The sequence below is a fragment of the Sorangium sp. So ce363 genome, assembly GCF_051520435.1.
Classification (GTDB): Bacteria; Myxococcota_A; Polyangia; order Polyangiales; family Polyangiaceae; genus Sorangium; species Sorangium cellulosum_B.
In genome coordinates, this window is record NZ_CP150333.1 from 2,326,094 (window position 1) to 2,349,318 (window position 23,225).

Genomic DNA, 23,225 nt, shown 5'->3' on the forward strand with positions numbered 1-23,225 from the left:
CGACGCGAGCGCGCTCGTCAGCGGGCGGCGACGACCTCGTCGACCAGCGAGAGCAGCGTCGCCGCGTCGAACGGCTTCAGGAGCAGCCGGGCGTTGACCTGCTGCAGGAACGCCTTGCTGCGCTCCGTGAAGGCGCCTCCGGTCAGGAACACGACACGGCGCTGCTGCTCGGGCGCGTGCTCGGCAAGCGAGGTGTAGAAATCCATTCCCGTCATATCGGGCATCATGAGGTCGCACAGGATGGCGTCGTAGCGCTCTCCGGCGCGGATCCGGCTGAGCGCGTCGCGCGCGCTCGCGGTCGCGATCGTCTCGTGCCGTGGCTCGAGCGTCCCCGCGATCGCCCGCGTGAGCAGCGGCTCATCGTCGATGATGAGGACCCGCTGCCGCTGCGCCGCCTCCGGCGTGAGCGTGTCGAGGCTGCCGTTCTCGCACGGCCACCTCGACGCGCACGCGCCGGGCGCAGCGGAGGCGGGCGCCTCGCCGGCCGTGGCGGCGGGGAGGACGAGGCGGAACGTGCTCCCCTTGCCGGGGCGGCTGTCCACCTCGATCCGACCCCCCAGCGCCGTGACGATGGAGTGGCAGATCGCGAGCCCCAACCCGAGCCCTTCGCCAGCTTCCTTGCTCGTGTAGAACGGCTCGAAGATCCGCTCGAGCGACTCGGGCACGATCCCGGCGCCCGTGTCGCGCACCTCGACGACGACCGACCCCTCGGCGTCGCAGCGGGTCGAGAGCTCGATCTCGTTCTGCTCGGCGAGCCCCTCGGGGATGGCCTGCGCGGCGTTCACGATGAGGTTCAGGAAGGCCTGCGCGAGCCGCGGCTCGTTCGCCTGGACGGGCGGCACCTCCTGGAAGCTCCGGACGACGCGGGCGCGGTGCCGGATCTCGTTCATCGCCATGTGGACGCAGGAGTCGAGCACCCGCCGGGGGTCGACCGGCCCGCGTCGGTCCTCCTCGGCGCGCGAGAAGCTGTGGAGATCGCGCACGATGAGCCGCACCCGCTCGGCGCCCTCGCGCGCGTCCTCCAGCAGGCTCAGCACGTCGGAGAGCTCGCTCGATGGAGCGCGACCGTCGCCGTGAGAGCGCGCCCAGGGGCCGCCGCGCGCAGCGCTATTCCGGCGATCGAGCGAGCCGATGCGCCGGATGGCTGCGTCGACGTTCGTGATGACGAACGCGAGGGGGTTGTTGATCTCGTGGGCGACGCCGGCGGCCAGCGTGCCGACGCTCGCCATGCGGCCGGCGCCGACGAGGCGGGCCTGCGTCTGCGCGAGCGCCTGGCGCGAGGCGGCGTCGCGCGCGGCGCGCTCGCGGACGACGGAGAGCCGCGCCCGGGGGCCCGCGCCGTCGCCGCCCGCGAGCAGGAAATCGCTCGCGCCGGCCGCGAGGATGCCGTCGATGTCCCCGTCGCGCTCGGTGATCGCGAGGATGAACACCGCATCGCCGCCGGGCTGCGCCCGCACGCGGCCGCAGAACGCGGCGGCGCTGGCGGGCTCGCTCCAGTCGACGGCGAGCACCGGCGGCGCCTCGCTCAGGCACCGCTCCAGGGCGCGCGCGGGATCGGAGGTGACGCCGACGTCCGGCACGTGACGTCGGATCAGCGCTTCGAATCGCTCGCTCGCCGCGGCGCGCCCGCGGAGGAGCAGGATGGCGGCCGGCTCCGCGCAGCCCATCGACGTCCTCTCAGCTGTCCTTCGAAGACCCGTTTCAGGAGTCCTTCGAAGATCCTTTACCGCATCTCCATCCCGGCGTGCAGGCATGGTGATCCGTTCCGCTGCGCCTGCCAGGCGCCTCGCCGGTCTCCTTCGAGCCGCGCGCCAGCCAGTCGGCTCGCCCGCTTCGCGTGGCTATCGAGGGCTGGCCGTCGCGTCGTCGTCCGGATCGCCGTCATCGGCGACCCTCGTCGCGCCGTCCGTGAGCGGCGGGTACAGGCTCTCGACGAACTTCCCGGAGAGCCGCCCCGCGAGGTGTGCATCCATCCGCGCCAGCGCCTCGCGCAGCCGATCGATCTCGGCCGAGAGCGCTGCCTTGAGCGGCTGGCGCTGCGCCTGTTCCATCCAGGCGAGCTCCACAAGCGCTTCCTCAAGGTGCGCGCGCGCCGCACCGCCCGCCTCGCCCGCGTCGGGTTCTCGGACCAGATACTCCGCGACGCGCACGCGCCCGCGGTAGCGGACCCGCGTCCGCTCGAGGAAATCCCGGTACGGCTTCACCGCCCCGCTGAGCGCCTGCACCGCCGCCGCGAGCGCGCTCGCCTCGCTCTGGAGCGCCTCGCGATCGGCGCCGGAGAGCGCCGGGTTGTGCTCGACGTGGGCCTCGAGCGTCGCCAGCACCTCCCGGGCCCAGCGGAGGTGCCGGAGCCCCGAGGCGCCGCGCGACAGGCGCCGCCCGGCCCCCCCGTCCGCGCTCACGCCACCGCCGCCGCCGGCGCCGCCTCGCGCTCCGGGCGCTTCGCCGTCTCGTTGATCTTCACGCTGACGAGCTTCGAGACGCCGGGCTCCTGCATCGTCACGCCGTAGAGCACGTCGACCGACTGCATCGTGCGCTTGATGTGCGTGATGAGGATGAACTGCGAGTGGCTCGTCATGCTCCGGATCCCCTCGTTGTAGCGGGCCACGTTCGCCTCATCGAGCGGCGCGTCGACCTCGTCGAGGATGCAGAACGGCGACGGCTTGAACTGGAAGATCGCGAAGATGAGCGACACCGCGGTGAGCGCCTTCTCGCCGCCGCTCATGAGCTCGATGTTCCCGAGCTTCTTGCCCGGCGGCTGCGCGAGGATCTCGATCCCCGTCTCCAGCATGTCGTCGGGGTTCGTCAGCCTGAGCTCCGCCTGCCCTCCGCGGAACATCTTGGGGAACAGCGCCTTGAAGCGCGCGTTGATGCCGTCGTACGTCGTCTTGAAGAGCCGCTTCGACTCGCGGTTCATCTGGGCGATCGCCTTCTCGAGGTCGTCGAGCGCCTTCTCGAGATCGGCCTTCTGGCTCGAGTAGTACGTGTATCGCTCCTCGGCCTCGGCGTGCTCGCGCACGGCGTCGAGGTTGACGGGGCCCATGCGGTCGAGCAGCTCCGTCAGCTCCTGGATGCGCGCGCGGTGCGAGGCGTCGGCGGGCGGCCGCTTGTGGTAGTCGCCGACCACGCGGGCGAGCTCCAGCCCGCGGAAGCGCTCGCGCACCCCCTCGATGAGGTGGTCGTGCTCGACCCGCAGCCGCTCCAGCGCGAGCTCGTGCTTGCGGAGCCGCTCCGACACCTCGGCCAGCTCCTGCCGCAGCCCGCGCAGGTCGGCCTCGCGCACCCCGTGCGCCTGCCGCGCCTCGTCCAGCGAGCGCCGCGCCTCGGTCAGCGCGGCCTGCGCCGCGTGCGCCTCGGCGACGGCGCAGACCAGCGCCTCGCGCGCGATCATGATCGTCGCCGCGGCCTTCCCCGCGCCCACGGCGCTCTCCGTCCGCTCCTGGTCGAGCCGGGCGATCCGGCCCCGGAGCTCGTTGCACGACCGCGTGAGCCGCTCGACCGTGCCCCGCGCCGCCGCGGCGCGCTCGCGCACGCGCGCGAGCTTCACCTTGCGCTCGGTCACGACCGACTGCTGCCCGAGCACCCGCTCGCGCCACTCGGCCGCGACCTGCTCGGCGTGCTCGAGGCCGGCCGCCGCCGCCTCGCGCGCCGCTCGCCCCGCCTCGAGCTTGTCGCGAGCCGCTTGCTGCTCGCTCCCGCCGGCGTCGAGGTTGTCGGCGAGGTCCTCGAGCTCGGAGCGCACCACGCCCTCGCGCTTCTGCGCCGCGGCGAGCTGCTCCTCCGCCCGGCGGAGATCCTTCTCGGCCGTCACGAGGGCGAGCTCTCCCTCGTGCGCCTCGCTCCGCGCCCGCTCCAGCGCCGTCCCCACCTCGGTGATGCGCAGGCGGAGCTTCTGCTGCGCGTCGAGCAGCGCCGTCACCTCCTCCGACTTGGTCGCGACGAACTCGTGCAGCGCGCGCATCTCCCGCTTCTGCTCGATCATGCCGGCCGCGACCGCGTCGCCCGAGCCGCCGCTCACCACGCCGTCCTCGCGGAGGACGGTGCCGTCGAGCGTCACGAGCGTGCACCCCGCGCCCTCCGCCGCGAGCCGCGCCGCGACCTCGGCGGAGGCGACGACCACCGCGTCTCCCACGAGCGCGCGCGCCAGCGCCTCGTCCTCGGGGGCGAAGACGAGCCGGTCCACGAGCGGCCCGAGCACGCCCTCCCCGCGCGGCGGCCGCCGCGCCGCGCCGGCCACGAACGATGGCCGCGCCGCGATCACGCTCGCCCGCCCGCGGTTGTTCTTCGACAGATCCGCGAGCAGCGCGATCCCGCGCTCGACGTCGCTCACGACCGCGCACTGCAGCCGGTCCCCGAGCAGCCCCGCGAAGGCCGCGGTCAGCTCGGCCGGCGCCTCGATCCGGTCGGCCACGAGCCCGAGCAGCGCCGGGTCCTTGGTCTTGAGGAGGTTCTTCACCCCGGCGCCGACGCCCTCCAGCCGCGCGTGCAGCTCCTCGAGCGCACGGAGCCGGTTGCGCCGCTGCCCGAGCTCGTTCTTGGCGTGCTCCACGGCGCGGTCGCTCGAGACCGCCTGCTCGCGCAGCGCCTTCATCTCTGCGTCGAGCCGCGTCCGCTCCTCCGCCGAGATCCGCTTCCCGTCGGCGAGCTCCGCCACGTTGCGCGTCAGCGACGAGCGCCGCCGCTCGAGCTCCTCCGACTCGTACATCAGCCGCCCGAGCTCGTCCTCGAGCTTCGCCCGCCGCTGGCTCATCTCCGTCATGCGCCGATCGAAGCCGGCGAGCGACGCCTCGGCGGCCGCGACCGCCGCGGTGGCCTCGGCGGCCCGTCGGCGCAGGGCGGCGACCTCGTGCTCGGCGGTCCGCTCTCCGTGGCGCAGCTCCTCGAGCCGCTCGTGCTGCTCGAGCGCGAGCTCGCTCTCCCGCGCCTCTTCCTCGTCGACGCCGGCGAGCTGCGCCTCGAGCTGCGCCTTCTCTGCGCTGAGCTCCTCGACCGTCTTCTCGAGCTCCCCCTGCTCCTTGGCCGCGGTGACGAGCCGCTCCTCGAGGTGCCGCAGGCGGTCGCGCGCCCGCGCGATCTCCGCCTCGTGGGTGCGCACCTGGTTGTCGGCCGCGAACGCCTCGTTCTGCGCGCGCTCGGCCCGCTCCTCACAGGCGAGGGCCTCGAGCCGGGTGACCTCGATCTCGGCCTCGCGCGCCGAGAGCGCCGTGCGCGACGCCTGCTCGCGCTCCGCGTGCGCGGCCCTGCCGAGCGACTCGTGCTGCGTGAGCACCGTGATCTCGAGGAGCTTGTGCGACGCCTCGTGGAGCACGAGGTCCTCCAGCTCCTTGCGGTAGTTGACGTACCGCTCGGCCTTGGCCGCCTGGCGCTTCAAGGACGCGAGGTTCCGCTGGATCTCGGAGACGATGTCCCCCACGCGGAGCAGGTTCTGCCGCGTCTGGTCCATCTTCTGCTCGGCCTGCTTCTTCCTGGCCTTGTATTTCGTGATGCCGGCGGCCTCCTCGATGAGCATTCGCCGGTCCTCGGGGCGCGCCGAGACGATGAGCCCGATCTTTCCCTGCTCGATGATGGAGTAGGCCTTCGTGCCGACGCCGGTGCCGAGGAAGAGGTCGGTCACGTCCTTGAGCCGGACCTGGGTCTTGTTGATGAGGTACTCGCTCGTCCCGTCGCGGAAGAGCCGGCGCGTCACCGCGATCTCCGCGTAGTCCCGGTACTCCAGCGGCAGCTGTGACGCCGCCGTCGGCTCGCTGTTGTCGAAGGTGAGCGTCACCTCGGCCATCCCGTGCTGGGCGCGGGTCTCGGAGCCGTTGAAGATGACGTCCGACATCGACTTGCCGCGCAGGTGCTTCGCGCTCTGCTCCCCGATCGCCCACCGGATGGCGTCGACGATGTTCGACTTGCCGCAGCCGTTGGGACCGACGATGCCCACCACGTCCGTATCGAAATGGACCACCGTCCGGTCGACGAACGATTTGAACCCGCTGATCTCGAGCTTACGAATGCGCATGACGTCCCCGGGACCGGCCGGGCGGGCTTAAACGTATCGTCACAGCACGCCACGTACCGTCACAACTGGCGTCTCGGGGTCTACGTGGGCTGGCGCCGCGCGGCAAGAGCGGAATCCTGGCTCCTCACGCGCACCGAGGACCAGGTCTTGCGCATCCCGCTGGTGCAGCGATGTCCGAAGCGCAAGGTGTGCTTCTGGCAGCCGCCTTGACAGGTGGCTAACGTGGCCATACTCCTCGGGTTGTTCCGAGGAGTAGAAACGTCATGCCCACTTACGAGTACGCCTGCACATCTTGCGCGCATGAATGGGAAGCCGAGCAGTCCATCAAGGAGGCCGCGCTCTCGGAGTGCCCGTCGTGCCTCAACGCGACAGCCCGGCGACAGATCTCGCGCGGCACGGGCTTCATCCTCAAGGGCAGTGGCTGGTACTCCGACCTCTACGCCTCGGGGTCGAACAAGCCGCCCGCGAAGTCGGACGGGGGGTCGGGCAGCTCCTCAGGGTCGGAGGGGGCGAGCTCGGACTCCGGGTCGAGCAGCGCCTCGCCGGCGAGCGGCAACACCAAGAGCGACTCCAGCGCGTCGTCCCCCTCCGCGGCGGCCTGACGCCAACTCGGCGAGCAGCGACGGGGGTGTGGCCAGCGCGGCGCAGCGCGCGGTGGCGCCGTCGTGGTGCGCCGGCAGTGCTGCGTGCCCACCGGCGCCGGGCGCGGTGCTAGGGTGCCCTGGATGGATGAGAGAAAGCGACTTGAGGAGCTCCGCCGGCAGCTCACGGAGCTGGATCAAGAAATCCTTCGCAGCATCGAGCGGCGGGCTCGCATCGCGCACGAGCTTGCCAAGTTGAGGACAGGCACGGCCCGGTTCGCCCCCACGGCCGACGCAGCCCACATGCAGGCGCTCGAGCGCGCCGCGACGCCGCCGTTCCCGCAGCGCGCGGTGCGGCCGATCTTCGTCGCCATCGACGCGGCCTCGCGCGCGTTCGAGGTCGCGCCCCGGGTGGCGTACCTGGGGGCCGAGGGCGACTATGGCTGGACTGCGGCGCACGATCACTTCGGGATCGGAGGCGAGTTCGTCCGCGCCGACAGCCCCCTCGCCGCCATCGAGGAGGTCGCGCGCTCGCGCGCAGACTTCGCGGTGGTCCCGTACGAGTCGTTCAAGGAAGGGCCGATCTTCCCGACGATCCAGGCGATCGGCGGCGCCGATCTCAAGGTGGTCGGCGAGCGCCAGCTGGTGCAGGCGCTCGACCTCGTGAACCGGACGGGCAACCTCGCCGACGTCGAGCGGGTGTACTCCTCTCCTCAGGACCACGTGGCCTGCGTGAACTACCTCGAGCTCCAGCACCCGCGCGCGCTGGTGCTCGACGTGCGGGGCCCGCAGGCCGCCTGGGATCTCGCGGCGGAGAACGAGGGCAGCGCCGCCATCGTCCCCCGCGGCTTCGCGGGCGGGCAGGAGCTCAGGGTCGCCCGCGAGAACGTCGGCGACGAGGGGGAGCTCCGGATCCGCTACGCGGTGCTGTCCCGGCTCCCGTCGCCGCGCTCGGGCCACGACGCCACGGCGGTCCTCTTCAGCGTCCACGATCGGCCCGGCGCGCTCCACGACATCCTCCAGCACTTCAAGGAGCGCAGCTGCAACCTCCGGCGGGTCCACTCCCGCCCCGTGCCCGGCGAGGGCTGGGACTACGTGTTCTACGTGGAGGTCAGCGGACACACGACCGATCGGGCGCTCGTCGCGGCGCTCGAGGGCGTGAAGCGCGAGACGAAGATGCTGAAGATCATCGGCTCCTTCCCGCTGGAGCGCCCCGACCCGCCGCACGAGCGAGCTTGATGGCGAGCGCGATGGTGCAGACGCTGTTCCATTCCCGAGGCGCTGCCGCCCTGCGCCGCGCGGCGGGCGCGATCGCGATCGCGGCGCTCGCCCTCCAGGCGCTCGGCGGCTGCGGCGGCGCCGACGACAGCCTCGCGCTGGTCGGCGGAGAGAAGATCGACGCGACGGCGATCGATCGCGACCCCCTGGCCGTCCTTCCGAGCGGCGCGGTGATGCTCGGATACCTCGACGCGGCGGCCATGTTCACGTCCGGCCTGGGAGGCGAGGTCAACCAGATCGTCACGAGCCTGCTCCCGCTGGGCCCCGAGTCGAACTTCGTCCCGTCGCGCGACATCGTGAAGGTCTACGGCGGTCTCTATGCCATGCAGGGCGCGGACTTCTGCGCCGTGATGCAGGGCAACTTCGACGTCGACGCGATCCGCCGCTCCGCCGACGCCAGGTCGGTCACCGTGATCGGCGCGCCGCTCGTGAAGACGCGCTACGCGGACAACGATCTCTTCACGGCCGGCAACGTCGGCTTCGTCGTGCTCACGCCGCACACGATCCTCACCGGCAACGAGACCGGGATGCGGCGGGCCCTCGATCGGCTCCGCTCCGGCAAGCTGACGCGCTCCGTGCCTTCGTGGATGGTCGAACTGCTCGGGACCAAGGGAGCGTCGTTCGCCGTGGCCGGCGACCTCTCGAGCCAGGCGGCGGTCGCGTCTGCGGCGGGGCAGTTCCCCTTCCTCGCGGGGCTCCAGTACGTGCGCGTCATCGGCAACTTCCAGCCGCCCGGGGTCAACTTCGCCGGCGCCCTCACGTACACGGACCCGCAGAGCGCGGCGAACGGCGCGGTCGCGCTTCGCAACCTCGAGCAGATCGCCAGGATCGCGACCCTGCTCTCCTCGTGGGGCTTCGGCTACGGCTCGGTCCCTCCGATGCAGGTCGCGCAGCGCGAGAGCGACGTCGCGTTCACGCTGCCCCTCGGCGAGGGGATCGTGCGCATGCTCCTCCGCACGGTCGCCGACACGGTGCGGAGCGTGGCGCTCGTGCGCTGACTCAAGCCTTGCGGAGCGGCGCGCGCGAGGGCGGCGCGGCGTGGGCGGGGTCGTCCGGCCACGCGTGCTTCGGGTAGCGGCGGCGGAGCTCCTTCGCGATGGCGGGATAGTGGCGCGCCCAGAACCCCGACAGATCGGTCGTGACCTGCACGGGGCGCTGGTTCGGCGCGCACAGGTGCAGCACGACAGGCACCCGGCCACCGGCGACGCGCGGCCCCTCCGCCATGCCAAAGAAGTCCTGCAGCCGGGACGCGAGCGACGGCGGCGCGCCCGCCGTGTACTCGAGGCGCGCCCGCCGGCCGCCGGGCAGGACGATCGACTCGGGGGCGAGCTCGGCGAGCGCTCGCGCCTTCGCGGGGCCCAGCGAGGCCTGCACGGCGCTCGAGAGGTCGGCGTCGCGGAGCTCGGCGAAGCTCCTGCGCCCGTCGCAGAGCGCCTCGAGCGCGGCGAGCACCGCGTCCTCGCCCACGTCGGGTAGCGCTGCGTCGGGGCAGTGCGCGCGCACGAACGCGACCCGCAAGAGCCAGCTATCGAGGGCGTCGCCCTTCACGAACGCTCGCCACCCCTTCGCTCTCGCCTGCGCCGCGAGCTCCCGCGCCGCCGCTTCCGCCAGCGGACCGCTGGCGCCGGCGGCCGGCCGCGCCTCGTCGAGCACGAGGGCGTCGTACGACAGCCGGCGAACGACCTCGACGCGCTCCGCGGCGGCGTTCCACGTCGCCTCCGTCGTGTCCCGGATCGCGTCCGTGAAGAGGTCGAGCAGCCAGTCGGCCTCGATCGCGCTCGCCGCCCGGACGACCGTGCGCGCCGAGCGGCCCTCGCTGCGCTCCTCGATGTCGACCGCGACCACGAGATCGACCTCGTCGATGACGCTCGCCTCGGAGAGCGCGGCCGTCCCGCCGGCGGCGAGCACGACCTCCCGTCCGGTCCGACCCGTCGCGCTGGTCGGCCGGCGGAGGCGCCCGACCCGGTCGGGGTATCCGGAGAGGATCGCGATGCGCTGGGCGATCTCGCGCGCCTCGACGGTCTCCGGCGGCGCGGCGCTCCGGTGATCGGCGAGCCGCGAGAGCTGCTTGCGCGTCCGCTCCACGGTGAGCGCGCGCGCCGGGTCCACGCCCAGCCACCGCAGGCGGTCCGCCGCGAACCGCGCGCGATCCGCCTCCTCGAAGGCCTGGAGCGCGGCGAGCAGGTCGGAGCTGTGCCGCGCGTCGCTCCTCCGACCATGGGGCTCCCGCGCGCCCGACGGCGCGCCGAGGTCGCGCTCCGCGACGAGCGCCGCGAGCGTGCACCCGTCGCCGGCGACGCCTCGCCGCTCGGCCTCGACGATCATCCGCGCCTGGCGCGGGTGCGCCGGGAAGCGAAGCATACGCCGTCCGGTCGGCGTCACGCGCCGCCCCTCGTCGAGCGCGCCGAGCCGCACGAGCAGCGCCTCGGCCGCGGCGAGCCCGGCGGCGGGCGGCGCCTCCAGCCACCCGAACGCCTCGAGATCCGTGACCCCGGCGGCGCAGAGCTCGAGCACCGTCTCCGCGAGGTCGAGCCGGCGGATCTCGGGCGCCTCGTGCTCCGGCCGCGAGGCGAGATCCCCGCGCGTGTAGAGCCGGAGGCAGCGGCCGGGCCGCGTCCGCCCGGCGCGCCCCGCGCGCTGCGCCGCGGAGGCGCGGGCGATGGGCGCGACGCGGAGCGTCGGCAACCCCGACCACGGCGCGTGCGCGGCCACGCGCGCGAGGCCGCTGTCGACGACCGCGACGACACCATCGATGGTCACGGAGGTCTCGGCCACGTTGGTCGAGAGGATGATCTTTCGCCGATCCGCGGGGCGCACCGCGCGGTCCTGCTCGGCCGCGGACAGCGAGCCGTGGAGCGGCAGGAGCAGCAGGTCCTCGCTCTTCGCGATGGCTGCGCACGCTTCCATCGCCCGCCTGATCTCCGCGGAGCCGGGCAGGAACACCAGCACGTCACCGTCGAGCCCCTCCTCGATGAGCTGCCGCACCGACGACGCGACAAGGCTCTCGAGCGTCCTGTCGCCCCAGTGCGCCGGGGCGCGGCGGTCGCCCGCGGCGTGGGTCGACGGGCTCACCCGGGCGCTCGGCAGGTACTCGATCGCGACGTCGAACATCCGCCCCTCGGCGCGCAGGGTCGGCGCCACCGAGGCTCCCGCCGCTGTGGTTTCGTGGCCGCGCTCGGCCTCGGCCGCCGGGGCGGGCTGCGCCTCCGGCCCGCCGAGGAACGCCGCGATCGGCCCGGCGTCGAGCGTCGCGGACATCACCACGAGGCGGAGATCGGGCCGCGCGCCGCGCTGCAGGCGCCGGAGCAGCGCGAGCGCGACGTCGCCGGCGAGGTGCCGCTCGTGGAACTCGTCGAGCACCACGGCGCTCACGCCCCGGAGCTCGCGATCGACGAGGAGCCGCCGCGTCAGCACGCCCTCGGTCACGAAGCGAACGCGCGTGGCCGGGCTGGACGCCTCCTCGAAGCGCATCGTGTAGCCCACGGTCTCGCCCACGCGCTCGCCGAGCTCTTCGGCCACGCGCCGCGCGGACAGGCGCGCCGCGAGCCGCCGCGGCTCGAGCACCAGGATCTCGCCGCGCTCCGCGAAGCCCGCGTCGAGCAGCGCGCGCGGCACGCGCGTCGTCTTGCCCGCCCCGGGCGGGGCCTCGAGCACCACGCTCGGGCGCGCGCGCAGGGCGGCGCAGAGATCGGGGAGGATCGGATCGATCGGCAGCGGCTGCATGGCTTCGGCGCTCTCCGCGCGATGGGCGCGCGGCAGCGGAGCCTAGCAATCCTTGGCGCGCGCGGACCTGTGATACTCGTCGAATTGCCGTGAGCGCATCGACCGATCCGACCCATCTTTCAGCGACCGCGCTCGCCACGCTCCTGGCGGCGCGCGAGATCAGCTCCGAGGAGCTCACGCGGGCGCACCTGGCGCGCATCGAGGCGCTCGATCCGCGGCTCCGCGCCTTCACCCAGGTGCTCCGCGACGAGGCGCTCGCGGCCGCCCGCGGCCTCGACGAGGAGCGCCGTCGCGGGGACATCCGCGGCCCGCTCCACGGGCTCCCGATCACCGTGAAGGAGTCGCTCGACATGGCCGGCATGGCCTCCACGCTCGGCGTCGCCTCCCGCAGGGGGCATCGGGCGACCAGCGACGCGACGGTGACCGCGCTGCTCCGGCGCGCGGGGGCCGTGATCCTCGGGCGCACGAACGTCTCGCAGCTGCTCCTGTACAACGAGGCGCGCAACCCGCTCTTCGGGCAGACGGCGAACCCGTGGAGCCTCGATCACAGCCCGGGCGGCTCGTCCGGCGGCGAGGCGGCCGCCATCGCGGCGGGGATGTCGCCGCTCGGCATCGGAACGGACATCGGCGGCAGCATCCGCGTCCCCGCGCACTGCTGCGGCATCGTCGGCCTCAAGCCCACGCTCGATCGCTGGACCAACAAGGGGAGCAACACGGCGCTCCTCGGACAGGAGGCGATCCGCGCGCAAATCGGACCGATGGCCAGGAGCGCCCGCGACCTCGCGCTCGTCATGTCCGAGCTCGATCCCGCGTCGATGGCGGAGCTCGACGTGCGCGTGCCGCCGCTCCCGATGGTCGAGCCAGCGAGCGTCGAGGTGGCGCGCCTGCGCGTCGGGTTCTACTGCGACGACGGGCTGGTGCCTCCCTCGACCGCCGTCGCCCGCGCGGTCGCGAAGGCGGCGTCGGCCCTGCGCGCGCGGGGCGCGACGGTCGTGCCGTTCACGCCGCCCGGGATCCCCGACGCGGTCTACGCGTATTTCGCGGCGCTCTCGGCGGACGGCGGCGCGACGGCGCTGTCGCTCCTCGACGCCGGCGAGGACGGCAGCGAGGGGACGGACATCGACGTCTCGCTCCGCTCGCTCCGCACGATGGCCTCGCTCCCGCCGTTCGCGCGCCGCGCCGCCGCGCGCGTCGCTGGTCTCGCGGGCGAGCGGCGGCTCCAGCGTCTCCTCGAGGTCACCGGGCCGAAGTCGGTCTCGGAGTTCTGGCGCACCACGCACGCTCTGCGCGAGGCGCGCGCCGCGATCGCGTCGGCGATGCGCGCCGAAGCGCTCGACCTGCTGCTCTGCCCGCCGTACGCCACGCCGGCCCTGCCGCACGCCGCGTCGCGCGACTTCGTCCTCGCGGGCAGCGCCGCGATGCTGTGGAACCTCACGCAGTTCCCGGCCGGCGTCGTCCCCGTGACCCGCGTGCGGCCCGAGGAGGCGCGCCGCGAGCGGCCGCGCGACCGGCTGGAGAAGCGGGCCGCCGAGGTCGATGCGAAGAGCGTGGGCCTGCCCGTCGGGGTGCAGGTGGTCGGCTTCCCCTTCACCGAACACCTGGTGATGGCCGCCATGATCGCCATCGAGGACGAGCTCGCCGGCGAGGCCGATCGGCCCGTCACGCCTGTCTCACCGCCCTCGCTCGCCGGATGACGCGGCGAACGCCGGGAGCCGGCTGACCAGGACGACACCGGAGCTCGATGATGCCGCCGCGCGGTCGCTGTCCGGCGCGTCCACAGTCGACAAAAGCTGAAGCCCTACAAAGCCGAAAGGTCCGCCGGAGAACCTCTCCGCCGGACCAGTCGGGGCGAGTGGATTCGAACCACCGACCCCTTGACCCCCAGTCAAGTGCGCTAACCAGGCTGCGCTACGCCCCGAGCCACTCCGCCGCCACGTTTCGGTGCGGAGCGAGGGCGCACCGTAGTCGAAGCCTTGGGAATTGCAAGGGCATCGCATCGAGGATCGCAGACGCGCTCCAGACGGGGCGTTTGGCGCTGGATGCAGCCGGGCGCGGGGCGCGGATCGTCCGACGAAAACGCCGGGGCTCTCCGCGCGACGTCGCGGGCGCGCGATCCGAGCGGCGCAATCAGATGCCGCGGAGCGCGGCAGCGAGGCCCTGCGCCGTGCTGTCCGCGACGAGGATCCCGTCGTCGCTCCTGGCCCATGCGACCACGTCGCCCGCGTCGCAGGCGATGACCGGCACGCCGAGCGCGCGCGCCTCGCGGATCACCGTGGGGGCGGCCTCGTGCGATGAAGGGTGCAGCAGCACGTCTGCTGCGCCGATCCATGCGAGCGCTTCCCTCCGCGGGAGCGTGCCCGTGAAGCGCACCGCCGCGTTGCCGTCGCTCGTCGCCGTGATGCCCGCGCCGCGCGAGCTCCCTGCGTCGAGGTCGCCGTGGCTCGCGAGGCGCTCGAGCGCGCCGCGCTCTGGACCGTCTCCGACGACGACGAGGCGCAACCCGGGTCCTGCAGCGCGCACCGCCTCGATCGCGAGCTCGACCCGCTTCGTCGGGATCAGCCGGCACGCGACGACGGCGAGGCGCTCGCCGGGGCCCTTCACGATCTCGCGACGGAGCGCGGCAGCGCGCCCCGCCACCGGCGGCAGATCGAACACGGGGGGCTCGACGCGCGAGGCGAGGTCCAGCGCGCGAGCCTGCTCCGGAGCGAGCGAGCCTGCGAGCGCGTCGCGCAGCGCGCGCGCCGCGAAGACGAAGCGCGCGTCGCGCCGGAGGAGCGCGCTCACCACCGCGGCGCGAGCCGCGCGCGGCGCACGGAGCAGGAGCCGGACGTCGGCGCCGTGCGCGTGCACCTCGAGCGGCGTGCGCGGAAGCGCGAGCAGGAGCGGCCACGCGCACGGGATGATCCAGTGCGCCACCGCGCGATCGACAGGCCCGATCTCACGGAGCCGCTCGAGCACGCCGGCCGCGAACGGCGCCACGGAGAGCAGCCGGAGCGGCGACTCGCGCGCGCGCGCCACGGCGCCGGGCCACGCGAACAGCGCGCCCCCGCCTGCCCGATGGACGACGAGCCGGCCGTCCCGAGAGGGTGGATCGAGGATCGAGCCCCCGGCGGCGATCACGTGGACCTCGGCGCCGCTGCGCGCGAGCGCCTCCGCCGACGACCGCACGAAATGGCCGGAGGGATCCTCTTCGCTGACCGGATAGGACGTCGTGACCACCACGGCGCGCATGGGGACCTCACCAGGCTGGACGCGGCGCGGGCACCGCCTCCGCGTCGCTCCGGCGCGCAGCCGCGGTTGCATCCACGCTGCCGGGGCAACTGCTGGACGAACAAAATGACAAGACGCAGAGCACGCCGCGGACGCTCGAATCAAGCGTCCGTGTGCGTCTTCTGCGTCTTGGCCAGCTGCTCTCGCGCGAGGGGCGGTCGCTCTATGCGACCATGTCCATCTTCGACCGCTTCCGGCGGCGGCGAGCGGCCTCCGAGGCCTTCTTCCGTCGCTTCACGGACGGCTTCATGTAGTGCCGGCGGCGCTTCAGCTCGCGGAGGATCCCCTCGGCGGCCATCTTCCTCTTGAGATGCTTGATGGCGCGCTCGATACCCTTGTCGCCCACGGCGACCTCGAGCGGTTTGCACTGAATGGCGTCGGTCGGCATGTCTCGAAGCGTCCTCTGCTGGGAAAAAAACTGGCCCAGTTGGCGGGCAGAATGCAAGCCGGCGGGGGGCCGGCATCGCGGGGCGCGCACTATGGCAGAGGCCTTCTAGCCTCGCAAGACCTCCCGGCGGCCATGGAGCGTGACGTCAGGGCGCGACGTCCGGGCTGTTTGGTGGTTTCGCCTGTCTTGCTGGTTTCGCCTGGCTCGCCAAGCTCGTCTGGCTCGCCAGGTTCCGCCGAAATCTGCATCAGGCCCGGATTTTCAGCTGTCCGTCGGTAATTATTGGGACTTGCACCTGAGAAACTTTCTAAGTACACATTTCGCTGTGGCCACCTCGCGGACAGCTGCTGGAAAGGGGGCCGCGCCCCGCGATGTCCGGGGGCGCGCGGTCGGCTTCGAGCGCAGCGTGGTCGAGGAGGATACCCGGATCGCCTCGATGCTGGCGTGCGTGCGAGCGTCGGGGCTCAAGCTGACGCCGCAGCGCCTGGCGATCGTGCGCGAGCTCGCGGCGGATCCGACGCATCCGACGGCGCAGGAGCTGTTCGAGCGGCTCCGGCCGGCGCTGCCGACCATGAGCTTCGCCACCGTCTACAACACGCTCGACGCGCTGGCGTCCGCGGGGCTGTGCGTCGCGCTGTCGCTGTCGCCGGGCGCCTCGCGCTTCGACCCGAACATGGCGGCGCATCATCACGCGGTCTGCGATCGCTGCGGGCTCGTCCGCGATGTGCCGTGCGAGCCGGTAGGCCCATCCGCCGAGCGTTCGGACGAGATCGCCCCCGCGCCCCTCACGGCCGCGCCCGGCTTCGAGGTCCGCGCGGTCGAGCGGATCTACCGGGGGGTCTGCGCTGCCTGCGCGAAGGGCACCCGGGGTGGCGAAGGCGCGCGGGGCAAGGCGCAAGACGCCCGGCGAAGCGCGGCGAGCAGTCGACTCCGCCCTGCAGGGGATCGAGGGGCGCGGCGCCCTGGGCGTGTCTAGCGGATCCACCGCGCCGCCGAGCCGACCTGCGCGGGCACCAGGGACTCATCATCCCAGCCGTTCAACCGAAGGAAGGAGAGCGAACCCATGACAACCAAGCAGCTTACGGGCACGAAGACGCACCAGAACCTGAAGGACGCGTTCGCCGGGGAGTCGCAGGCCAACCGCCGCTACCTGTACTTCGCAAAGGTCGCCGACGTCGAAGGTCGCCCCGACGTCGCCGGTCTCTTCAAGGACACGGCGGACGGCGAGACCGGCCACGCGCACGGCCACCTCGATTACCTCAAGCAGGCGGGCGACCCGGCGACCGGCTTGCCGATCGGCAGCACGGAGAAGAACCTGAAGGCCGCCGTCGCCGGCGAGACCCACGAGTACGAGACGATGTACCCGGGCTTCGCGAAGGAGGCCCGCGACGAGGGCTTCGACGACATCGCGGAGTGGTTCGAGACGCTCGCGAAGGCCGAGAAGTCTCACGCCGGGCGCTTCACGAAGGCGCTGCAGTCGCTCGACTTCTGAGATCGACCGACGCGAGAGCGCGAGCGCTCCGGGGCGCGCCGAACCGACGGCGACTCGACCCGGGGCGCGCGCGCCATCGCGGCCCCGAAGGCCGTCCGGCGCCGGGCCGCGCGGCGAGCCGTCCCTTCGCGCCGTACCCCATGTTGACGATGTTGAGAGGAACCGACCAGTGAGCGTCATCCGGCGTGCACCAGACCGTCCACCGGCGACCTCGCCGAACGACGAGCGATATCTCGAACCCCGCGATCTCGAGGCCGAGCTGCGGCGGACGTTCCAGATCTGTCACGAGTGCCGCATGTGCGTCGGGTATTGCGGCTCGTTCCCCGAGCTCTTCGCGCGCGTCGACAGGGACATCGAGGCCGGCGTCGCCGAAGGTGCCGAGGCCCTCACCTACGATGACTTCAAGGCTGTCGGCGACGAGTGCTGGCAATGCAAGCTCTGCTACATCAAGTGCCCGTACACGGCCGACGAGCACGCGTACGAGCTCCTGGATTTCCCGCGCGTGCTCGCGCGAGAGCGCGCGGTGCGCGCCCAGCGGGAGGGCATCCCGCTGGTGGACAGGATCCTCGGCGAGCCGCAGCTGATCGGCGAGCTGGGCTCCGGCGCCGCCGCGCCGCTCGCGAACCTCGTGCAGGCGAGCCGCCTGCTGCGCAAGGTGCAGGAGAAGGTGACCGGGATCTCGTCGGAGTTCCCGCTCCCGGAGATGGCGCGCAGGCCGTTCTCGTCCTGGTTCGCGGAGCACGGCGCCGCGGCCGGCGCCGGCAAGCAAGGCGACGTGGTGCTCTTCGCGACCTGCTACGGCGAGTACAACACGCCCGCGGTCCCCGAGGCGGCGGTCCGCGTCCTCGAGCACAACGGCTACGCGGTGCACGTCCCTGGCTGCTCCTCGGCGGACGATCCGCGAGACACCCCTGCGGGGGCGCTGACGTGCTGCGGGATGCCGAACCTCGACGGCGGCGATCTCGCGGCCTTCACCGCGAAGGTGAAGCACAACGTCGCGCTCCTGCTGCCGCACGTGCGCAGGGGGAGGAAGATCGTCGTGATCGGCCCGACGTGCGGCTACACGATGAAGAAGGAGTGGCCGGAGTACCTGCAGACGGCGGAGGCGCGCGAGGTCGCGGCCGCGACGGTCGACATGATGGAGTTCCTCGTCCAGCTCGGCCGCGAGAAGAAGCTCAACCGCGAGTTCAAGAAGGGGCTCGGCACGATCGCGTACCACGCCGCGTGCCACCTGCGCGCGCAGAAGATCGGCTTCCCGGGCGCCAGGGTGCTCGGCGTCGTCCCCGACACGGACGTGCGCGTCATCGAGCAGTGCTCGGCGGTCGACGGCACGTGGGGGATGAAGGCGGCCCACTACGAGACCGGGCGCAAGTACGCATCGAAGCTCGTGCGCGGCGTCGCCGGCGCGGACGTCATCGTCAGCGACTGCACCCTCGCGGGTCTCAGGATGGTCAAGGAGAACGGCGCGAAGGTGCTGCACCCGGTCGAGGCGCTCGCCCACGCGTACGGGCTCGGCCCGACGCCGTGAACCTCGGTCCGAAGTCGTCAAGGAGAGGAGCGTCATGCGTCCCATCGATCGCAACGAGGTGCTCGGGATCGGCGAATACGAGGCGATCCGCGAGCGATTCCGCAGCCGCATCATCGAGGAGAAGCGGCCCCGCCGCGTGCGGATCGGAGACCACCTGACCGCGGTGTTCGAGAACCGCGACTCTGTGCTCTTCCAGATCCAGGAGATGCTGCGCACCGAGCGCATCACGAGCGAGAGCGGCATCCTCCACGAGATCGAGACGTACAACGATCTCATCCCGGGCGCGGGGCAGCTCAGCCTGACGCTCTTCGTCGAGATCCCCGATCGAGCGCTGCGTGACCGGATGCTCATCGATCTGGTGGGCCTCGAGGACACCGTGTCGATCGAGGTCGACGGCTTCGCCGCGCGGGCGCTCGGCAAGCGCGACGGATCGATGGAAGACCGCACGACGGCCGTGCATTACCTCAAGGCGGATCTCCCGGCCGAGGCGCAGGCCGCGATCAAGGCGAAGAAGGCGACGGTATCGCTCGTCGTCGGGCACCCGCGCTACGCGGTGAAGGCGCCGCTCGGGAGAGCGACCCTGGAGAAGCTCGCCGAGGACCTGTCCTAGCCGCGATGGTCTCCCTCGAGCGCCCGATCAAGTTCGAAGACGTCGACGCCGCGAACATCGTCTTCTTCGCGCGCTTCCTCAACTACGCGCACGAGGCGATGGAGCGGTTCTTCGCGCCGCTCGACGGAGGCTACGCCGGGCTCATCCTCGAGCGGCGGATCGGGCTGCCGGCGGTGCGGGTCGAGGCCGACTACGCGGCGCCGGTGCGTTACGGCCAGGCGCTCCGGATCGAGACGTCGATCGCCCGTATCGGCCGGCGGAGCGCCACGCTCCGGTACCGCATGCACCGCGCCCATGACGGCGTGCTGTCGGCGGAGCTACGGCACACGGTGGTGACCACCGACCTCGTGCAGCTGGTGTCGGTCCCGATGCCGGAGGACGTCCGGGCGCTGCTCAGCGCTCACCTCGAGCTCGAGCAGGCGCCCGCCAGCGCTGGTCAACGGGCGTGAGCGCGCGGCCGGCGCGCCCGCGGGCGCGGGCACGCGCGAGGACCGAACCTGAGGCGAAGGCGCGATCGCTGCTGAAGCGGCGCGTCGAGCTGACGCTCCTCCGCGACAGGGCGCATTACGACGCGCTCGTGATGGGCGCCGTCGCGAACGCGCGCGTCTCCGTGTGGATCGCGACGGCCAACGTGAAGGAGCTGCGCGTGGAGGCGCCCATCGGATCGAGGGCGCGGGCGCGCGGCCGGTACATGTCGTTCCTCGACCTGCTCGACGCGCTCGCCGCCCGGGGGGTCGAGCTGCGCCTGCTGCACGCCGGTGTCCCGTCGCGCGCCTTCCGCGCCGAGCTCCGCCGGCGGCCCCGGCCGCCGATCGAGATGCGGCGCTGCCCGCGGGTCCACCTGAAGATGATCGCCGTCGACGGCGCGCTCCTCTACCTGGGCTCCGCGAACCTCACCGGCGCCGGGCTCGGGGCGAAGGGCGAGGGGCGACGAAACTTCGAGGCGGGCGTGCTCACCGACGACGACCTCCTGCTCGACGAGATGCAGGCGACGTTCGAGGCGATCTGGACGGGCGCCGAGTGCAAGGGCTGCAGGCTCCGGCCGCTCTGCCCGGGGCCGCTCGACCAGCTCGACAAAATCCCGTTGCGCTGACGGTCCCGATGGCCGATGAGCAGCGCATGAGCACCGCGGGACCGGACCCCTCCGACCTCGATCGAATCGCCAACGCCGCGCTCGCGCGCGTGGACAGCGGGATGCTGCTCGGGCTCGGCACCGGGCGGGCGTCCGAGGCCTTCATCCGCCGCCTCGGGGAGCGCGTCCGCCGAGGGCTCCAGATCAAGGGCGTCGCCACGTCGGAGCGCTCGGAGGCGCTTGCCCGCCGCGAGAACATCCCGATGGTGTCGCTCGAGGAGGTCGAGCGCCTCCACGTCGCCGTCGACGGCGCGGATGAGGTGGCGCCCGACCTTGGCCTCATCAAGGGCCTCGGCGGCGCGCTCCTCCGCGAGCGCGTGGTCGCCTACGAAGCCGCGCAGTTCATCATCCTCGTCACGCCCGAGAAGCTCGTCGAGAAGCTCGGCTCGCGTGTGCCCATCCCCGTCGAGGTGGTGCCCTTCGCGAGCACGACGGCCACGCGGCACCTGACCGCGCTCGGGGGCAAGCCGGCGATCCGCAGGAACGCGGACGGGTATCCCTTCCAGACCGACAACCACAACTGGATCCTCGACACCGCGTTCGGCCCGATGGACGCGCCCGCAGCGGTCGACGCGCGCATCCGCAAGATCCCCGGCGTCGTCGACACGGGGCTGTTCCTCGACATGGCGACCCTCGTGCTGGTGGCGGACCCGGGCGCCGTCCGCGAGCTGACGCGTCAGCGCTAGCTCCGCGCGTCACGAATCCCGTCGGGGATCGCTGGCACGCGAGGGCAGGGAACACGGCCTTCGGGCGGGCGGCGCCAGCGCGGCGCGCGCCCGCCCATGGCGGGACCTCTGACAGGCGGAGCTAGCGCGCGTGGCGATCGAGCCTGCGGGCCAGGTCGTCCAGCGCGAGGTTGCCCGGAGCCCCGAGCGACACGCGCGCGCGGAGGCTCGCCGCGGCGTCGCCGGCCGGGAGCGCCGCGATCTCGGCCGCGACCTTGCGGTAGGCCTCGCGGAAGGGGACGCCCTCCACGGCGAGCTCGACGGCGCGATCCGTGGCGAAGCACTCCGGCGTGATCGCGCGGGTCATGCGCTCCCGGTCGAACGCGAGCCCCTCGACGAGCCGCGGCAAGAGGCGCGACGTCGCGAGCGCCTCGTCGAGCCCGCGCATCGTGGGGCCCTTCGTGAGCTGGAGATCGCGGTGGTAGCCCGACGGCAGCGCCACGATGGACTGCACCTCGGCGAGCGCCCCCTGGACGACGGAGCACGCCGCGCGCATGAGCTCGACGACGTCGGGGTTGCGCTTCTGGGGCATGATCGACGAGCCGGTCGTGAACGCCTCCGGGAGGCGGATGAACGCGAGCTCGCTCATCGCGAACAGGCTGAGATCCCACGCGAGCCGGCGGCTCACGGCCATCACCTGCCACGCGGCGGCGAGGATCTGCGCCTCGATGATGCCGCGCGACGTCTGGGACGCGAGCGGGTTCAGCGCCACGCCGGCGAACCCGAGCTCGCGCGCGACGCCGACGCGATCGAGCGGGAGGTTCACGCCGAAGCCCGCGGCGCCCCCGAGCGGGCAGCGATCGACGAGCGCCCGCGTCGCGCGCACCACGTCGATCGCGTCGGTGAGCCCCTCGACGAACGAGGCGGCCCAGTAGCCGACGGACGACGGCACCGCCCGCTGCAGGTGCGTGTAGCCGGGCATCGGCGTCTCCGCCTCGCGCCTGGCGAGATCGAGCAGCGCGCGGGCGCCGGCCGTCGCGTTCTCGGCGAGCTCGTCCAGCGCGTCGCGCTCGTACAGGCGCGTGGCGACGAGCACCTGATCGTTGCGGCTCCGGCCGGTGTGCACCTTCTTGCCCGCGTCGCCGATGCGGGCGACCAGCGCGGCCTCGATCGCGCTGTGGCCGTCCTCGTCGTCCTCGGTGAGCCGCAGCTCGCCGGCCTCGTTCTGGGCCGCGAGCACCTCGAGCTCGCGGACGAGCGCGTCCCGCTCCGCCTCGCTGAGCACGCCGATCCGCGCGAGCCCGCGGACGTGCGCGATCGTGGCCCGCAGGTCGTACGCGAGCAGGCGCTGATCGAGCTGCCAGTCGTCGCGCGAGGTGTAACGCAGCATCTGGGCGTCGGTCGCGCCCCCTTTGTCCCACAGTCGTACGCTCATTCAGCTCCCCAGGCTCTCGTCCACGAGAGCACGGATCTCGGCAAGCTTCTTGGCCTTGCCCTCGTCCAGCGGTCGCGGCTTCGCCGCGCCGGCCGCGGGCGCGAGCTCTCGCTCGAGCTCGCGCAGCTCGTCCTCCGCCGTCCGCGCCGGCCGGCGCTTGCCGAGGCCGAGCGCGCGGGCCAACCAGCTCCTCGACTCGCCGATCGCGTAGTCGTCCGCGGCGATCCGGTCCGGCGCGGCGCGCAGCATCCGGACGAGCGCGGCGTTGGAGCTGACCCAGACGGCGGACTCGTCGAAGTGGGCGCGCGGCGTCACGTCGAGGTGCCGCGCGGCGGTCCGATCGGGCACGTCGTGCAGCCGGCAGTAGACGGCGAGCGCGAGCGCGAGCTCGTCGACCGGCATCTTGGTCGCCGAGTGCACCTGCACGCCGCCGCAGCCCTTCGCGTACAGGTAGGAGCCGTTCGTCGCGAGGACGCCGAAGCCGAGCAGCACGGCGGCGAGATCCACCGCGGGCTCGCGGTCCGACGGCGCGAGCGCGTCGAAGGCGCCGGCCTCGCTCAGGAACATGTACGCCACGGCGCGCACGAACGCCGTCGTGAGCACCGTGGGGTTGCGGAGCTCGCCCGCGGAGAGCGCGACCCGGTACCCGCCGTCGCCGCGCGGGGCGACGCGCTCCAGCTTCGACTCCAGCGCCATCCCGCCGCATGCGCCGCTCGAGCAGCTCACCGTGCTGGCCTGCCCCTCGGGGGTGACCACCGCGAGCTCCACCGGGACATCCTGGAGCCCGGCGTGCTCCTGGACCCGCAGCATCAGCGCGGCCACCGTCTTTGGCGAGCCGTCGAACGCGTCCGGGAAGAACTCGGCCGTCGGCTGCACCAGCCCGCGCACCGGCTCCGCGCCGTGCTGGAGGAGCGTTGCGGTCGTACGAAGGATCCAGCGGATCTGCGGTTCGTCCGGGAGGTCCATCCAGCTACTGTATGCCACCGCTGCGCGGCGGTCGCGCGGTAGTTCCCAGGTAGCGGCAGCGGAAGGCGGGCCGGGCGGCAAGGCCTGGCTCGGGGACGCGAATTTTGGCGTTTTTTTGTCCATGCCACTTCCTTTTCGACGGCGGTCGGCGAC

General features: G+C 72.8%; 19 protein-coding genes and 1 tRNA gene. 11 read left to right on the top strand and 9 right to left on the bottom strand.

The features are described from left to right. Nucleotides 1-17 precede the first annotated feature (17 nt). The 3 genes from WMF12_RS09070 to smc form a co-directional block, all read right to left on the bottom strand. A complete protein-coding gene (locus WMF12_RS09070) occupies nucleotides 18-1,667 on the bottom strand; it encodes an ATP-binding protein (protein WP_437870042.1) in 1,650 nt (549 codons plus the stop codon). A 174-nt stretch (nucleotides 1,668-1,841) separates the two neighbouring features. Beyond that, entirely contained in the window at nucleotides 1,842-2,402 is a 561-nt protein-coding gene (locus WMF12_RS09075) for a hypothetical protein (RefSeq protein ID WP_437870043.1), read from the bottom strand. After that, nucleotides 2,399-6,004 carry a chromosome segregation protein SMC gene (gene smc / locus WMF12_RS09080; protein ID WP_437870044.1) on the bottom strand — a complete coding sequence of 1,202 codons (3,606 nt, stop codon included), beginning with the start codon at nucleotides 6,002-6,004 and terminating at the stop codon, nucleotides 2,399-2,401. The genes WMF12_RS09075 and smc overlap by 4 nt, the downstream gene beginning before the upstream one ends. Nucleotides 6,005-6,267: 263 nt before the next feature. Here smc and WMF12_RS09085 point away from each other — a divergent pair, with 263 nt between their 5' ends. The 3 genes from WMF12_RS09085 to WMF12_RS09095 all read left to right on the top strand — a co-directional run bounded on the left by WMF12_RS09085 (nucleotide 6,268) and on the right by WMF12_RS09095 (nucleotide 8,861). Continuing rightward, nucleotides 6,268-6,606, top strand: a complete 339-nt coding sequence (locus tag WMF12_RS09085; protein ID WP_437870045.1) for an FmdB family zinc ribbon protein — start codon at nucleotides 6,268-6,270, stop codon at nucleotides 6,604-6,606. Between the two features lie 123 nt (nucleotides 6,607-6,729). Further along, nucleotides 6,730-7,824, top strand: a complete 1,095-nt coding sequence (locus tag WMF12_RS09090) for a bifunctional chorismate mutase/prephenate dehydratase (protein WP_437870046.1) — start codon at nucleotides 6,730-6,732, stop codon at nucleotides 7,822-7,824. Then, nucleotides 7,824-8,861: a hypothetical protein gene (locus WMF12_RS09095; protein WP_437870047.1), complete on the top strand. Its 1,038-nt coding sequence runs from the start codon at nucleotides 7,824-7,826 to the stop codon at nucleotides 8,859-8,861. The genes WMF12_RS09090 and WMF12_RS09095 overlap by 1 nt, the downstream gene beginning before the upstream one ends. 1 nt (nucleotide 8,862) lies before the next feature. On the opposite strand, the gene WMF12_RS09100 is transcribed toward WMF12_RS09095, so the two are convergent. After that, nucleotides 8,863-11,586, bottom strand: a complete 2,724-nt coding sequence (locus tag WMF12_RS09100; RefSeq protein ID WP_437870048.1) for an ATP-dependent RNA helicase — start codon at nucleotides 11,584-11,586, stop codon at nucleotides 8,863-8,865. Between the two features lie 89 nt (nucleotides 11,587-11,675). On the opposite strand from WMF12_RS09100, the gene WMF12_RS09105 reads away from it, so the two are divergent. Continuing rightward, nucleotides 11,676-13,280: an amidase family protein gene (locus WMF12_RS09105; RefSeq protein WP_437870049.1), complete on the top strand. Its 1,605-nt coding sequence runs from the start codon at nucleotides 11,676-11,678 to the stop codon at nucleotides 13,278-13,280. 149 nt (nucleotides 13,281-13,429) lie between these two features. Here the strand turns inward: WMF12_RS09105 and WMF12_RS09110 are convergent. The 3 genes from WMF12_RS09110 to rpsU form a co-directional block, all read right to left on the bottom strand. Next, nucleotides 13,430-13,504: transfer RNA gene (locus WMF12_RS09110), tRNA-Pro, on the bottom strand. A gap of 209 nt (nucleotides 13,505-13,713) precedes the next feature. After that, nucleotides 13,714-14,817 carry a glycosyltransferase gene (locus WMF12_RS09115; protein WP_437870050.1) on the bottom strand — a complete coding sequence of 368 codons (1,104 nt, stop codon included), beginning with the start codon at nucleotides 14,815-14,817 and terminating at the stop codon, nucleotides 13,714-13,716. A 202-nt stretch (nucleotides 14,818-15,019) separates the two neighbouring features. Next, nucleotides 15,020-15,244 (bottom strand): 30S ribosomal protein S21, encoded by a 225-nt coding sequence (gene rpsU, locus WMF12_RS09120; protein ID WP_012234386.1) that lies wholly within the window; start codon nucleotides 15,242-15,244, stop codon nucleotides 15,020-15,022. 325 nt (nucleotides 15,245-15,569) lie between these two features. Between rpsU and WMF12_RS09125 the strand changes: the two genes are divergently transcribed. The 7 genes from WMF12_RS09125 to rpiA all read left to right on the top strand — a co-directional run bounded on the left by WMF12_RS09125 (nucleotide 15,570) and on the right by rpiA (nucleotide 20,692). Further along, the gene (locus tag WMF12_RS09125; protein WP_437870051.1) at nucleotides 15,570-16,220 is read left to right on the top strand and encodes a Fur family transcriptional regulator; all 651 of its coding nucleotides are present in this window, start codon (nucleotides 15,570-15,572) and stop codon (nucleotides 16,218-16,220) included. A gap of 87 nt (nucleotides 16,221-16,307) precedes the next feature. Continuing rightward, complete coding sequence (locus WMF12_RS09130) at nucleotides 16,308-16,736, top strand: rubrerythrin family protein (protein ID WP_437591927.1); 429 nt, start codon at nucleotides 16,308-16,310, stop codon at nucleotides 16,734-16,736. Nucleotides 16,737-16,905: 169 nt separating this feature from the next. Beyond that, the gene (locus WMF12_RS09135) at nucleotides 16,906-18,264 is read left to right on the top strand and encodes a hypothetical protein (protein WP_437870052.1); all 1,359 of its coding nucleotides are present in this window, start codon (nucleotides 16,906-16,908) and stop codon (nucleotides 18,262-18,264) included. A 34-nt stretch (nucleotides 18,265-18,298) separates the two neighbouring features. After that, entirely contained in the window at nucleotides 18,299-18,874 is a 576-nt protein-coding gene (locus WMF12_RS09140) for a DUF3501 family protein (RefSeq protein ID WP_437870053.1), read from the top strand. A 5-nt stretch (nucleotides 18,875-18,879) separates the two neighbouring features. Beyond that, complete coding sequence (locus WMF12_RS09145; protein WP_437745208.1) at nucleotides 18,880-19,323, top strand: acyl-CoA thioesterase; 444 nt, start codon at nucleotides 18,880-18,882, stop codon at nucleotides 19,321-19,323. Next, complete coding sequence (locus WMF12_RS09150) at nucleotides 19,320-19,967, top strand: phospholipase D family protein (RefSeq protein WP_437870054.1); 648 nt, start codon at nucleotides 19,320-19,322, stop codon at nucleotides 19,965-19,967. The genes WMF12_RS09145 and WMF12_RS09150 overlap by 4 nt, the downstream gene beginning before the upstream one ends. A gap of 26 nt (nucleotides 19,968-19,993) precedes the next feature. Then, nucleotides 19,994-20,692 (top strand): ribose-5-phosphate isomerase RpiA, encoded by a 699-nt coding sequence (gene rpiA, locus WMF12_RS09155; RefSeq protein ID WP_437870055.1) that lies wholly within the window; start codon nucleotides 19,994-19,996, stop codon nucleotides 20,690-20,692. A 121-nt stretch (nucleotides 20,693-20,813) separates the two neighbouring features. Here the strand turns inward: rpiA and argH are convergent, their stop codons facing one another. Together argH and WMF12_RS09165 are read right to left on the bottom strand one after the other, a co-directional pair. After that, entirely contained in the window at nucleotides 20,814-22,106 is a 1,293-nt protein-coding gene (gene argH / locus WMF12_RS09160; protein WP_437870056.1) for an argininosuccinate lyase, read from the bottom strand. Further along, nucleotides 22,107-23,072, bottom strand: a complete 966-nt coding sequence (locus tag WMF12_RS09165) for a hypothetical protein (RefSeq protein ID WP_437745212.1) — start codon at nucleotides 23,070-23,072, stop codon at nucleotides 22,107-22,109. Nucleotides 23,073-23,225 lie beyond the last annotated feature (153 nt).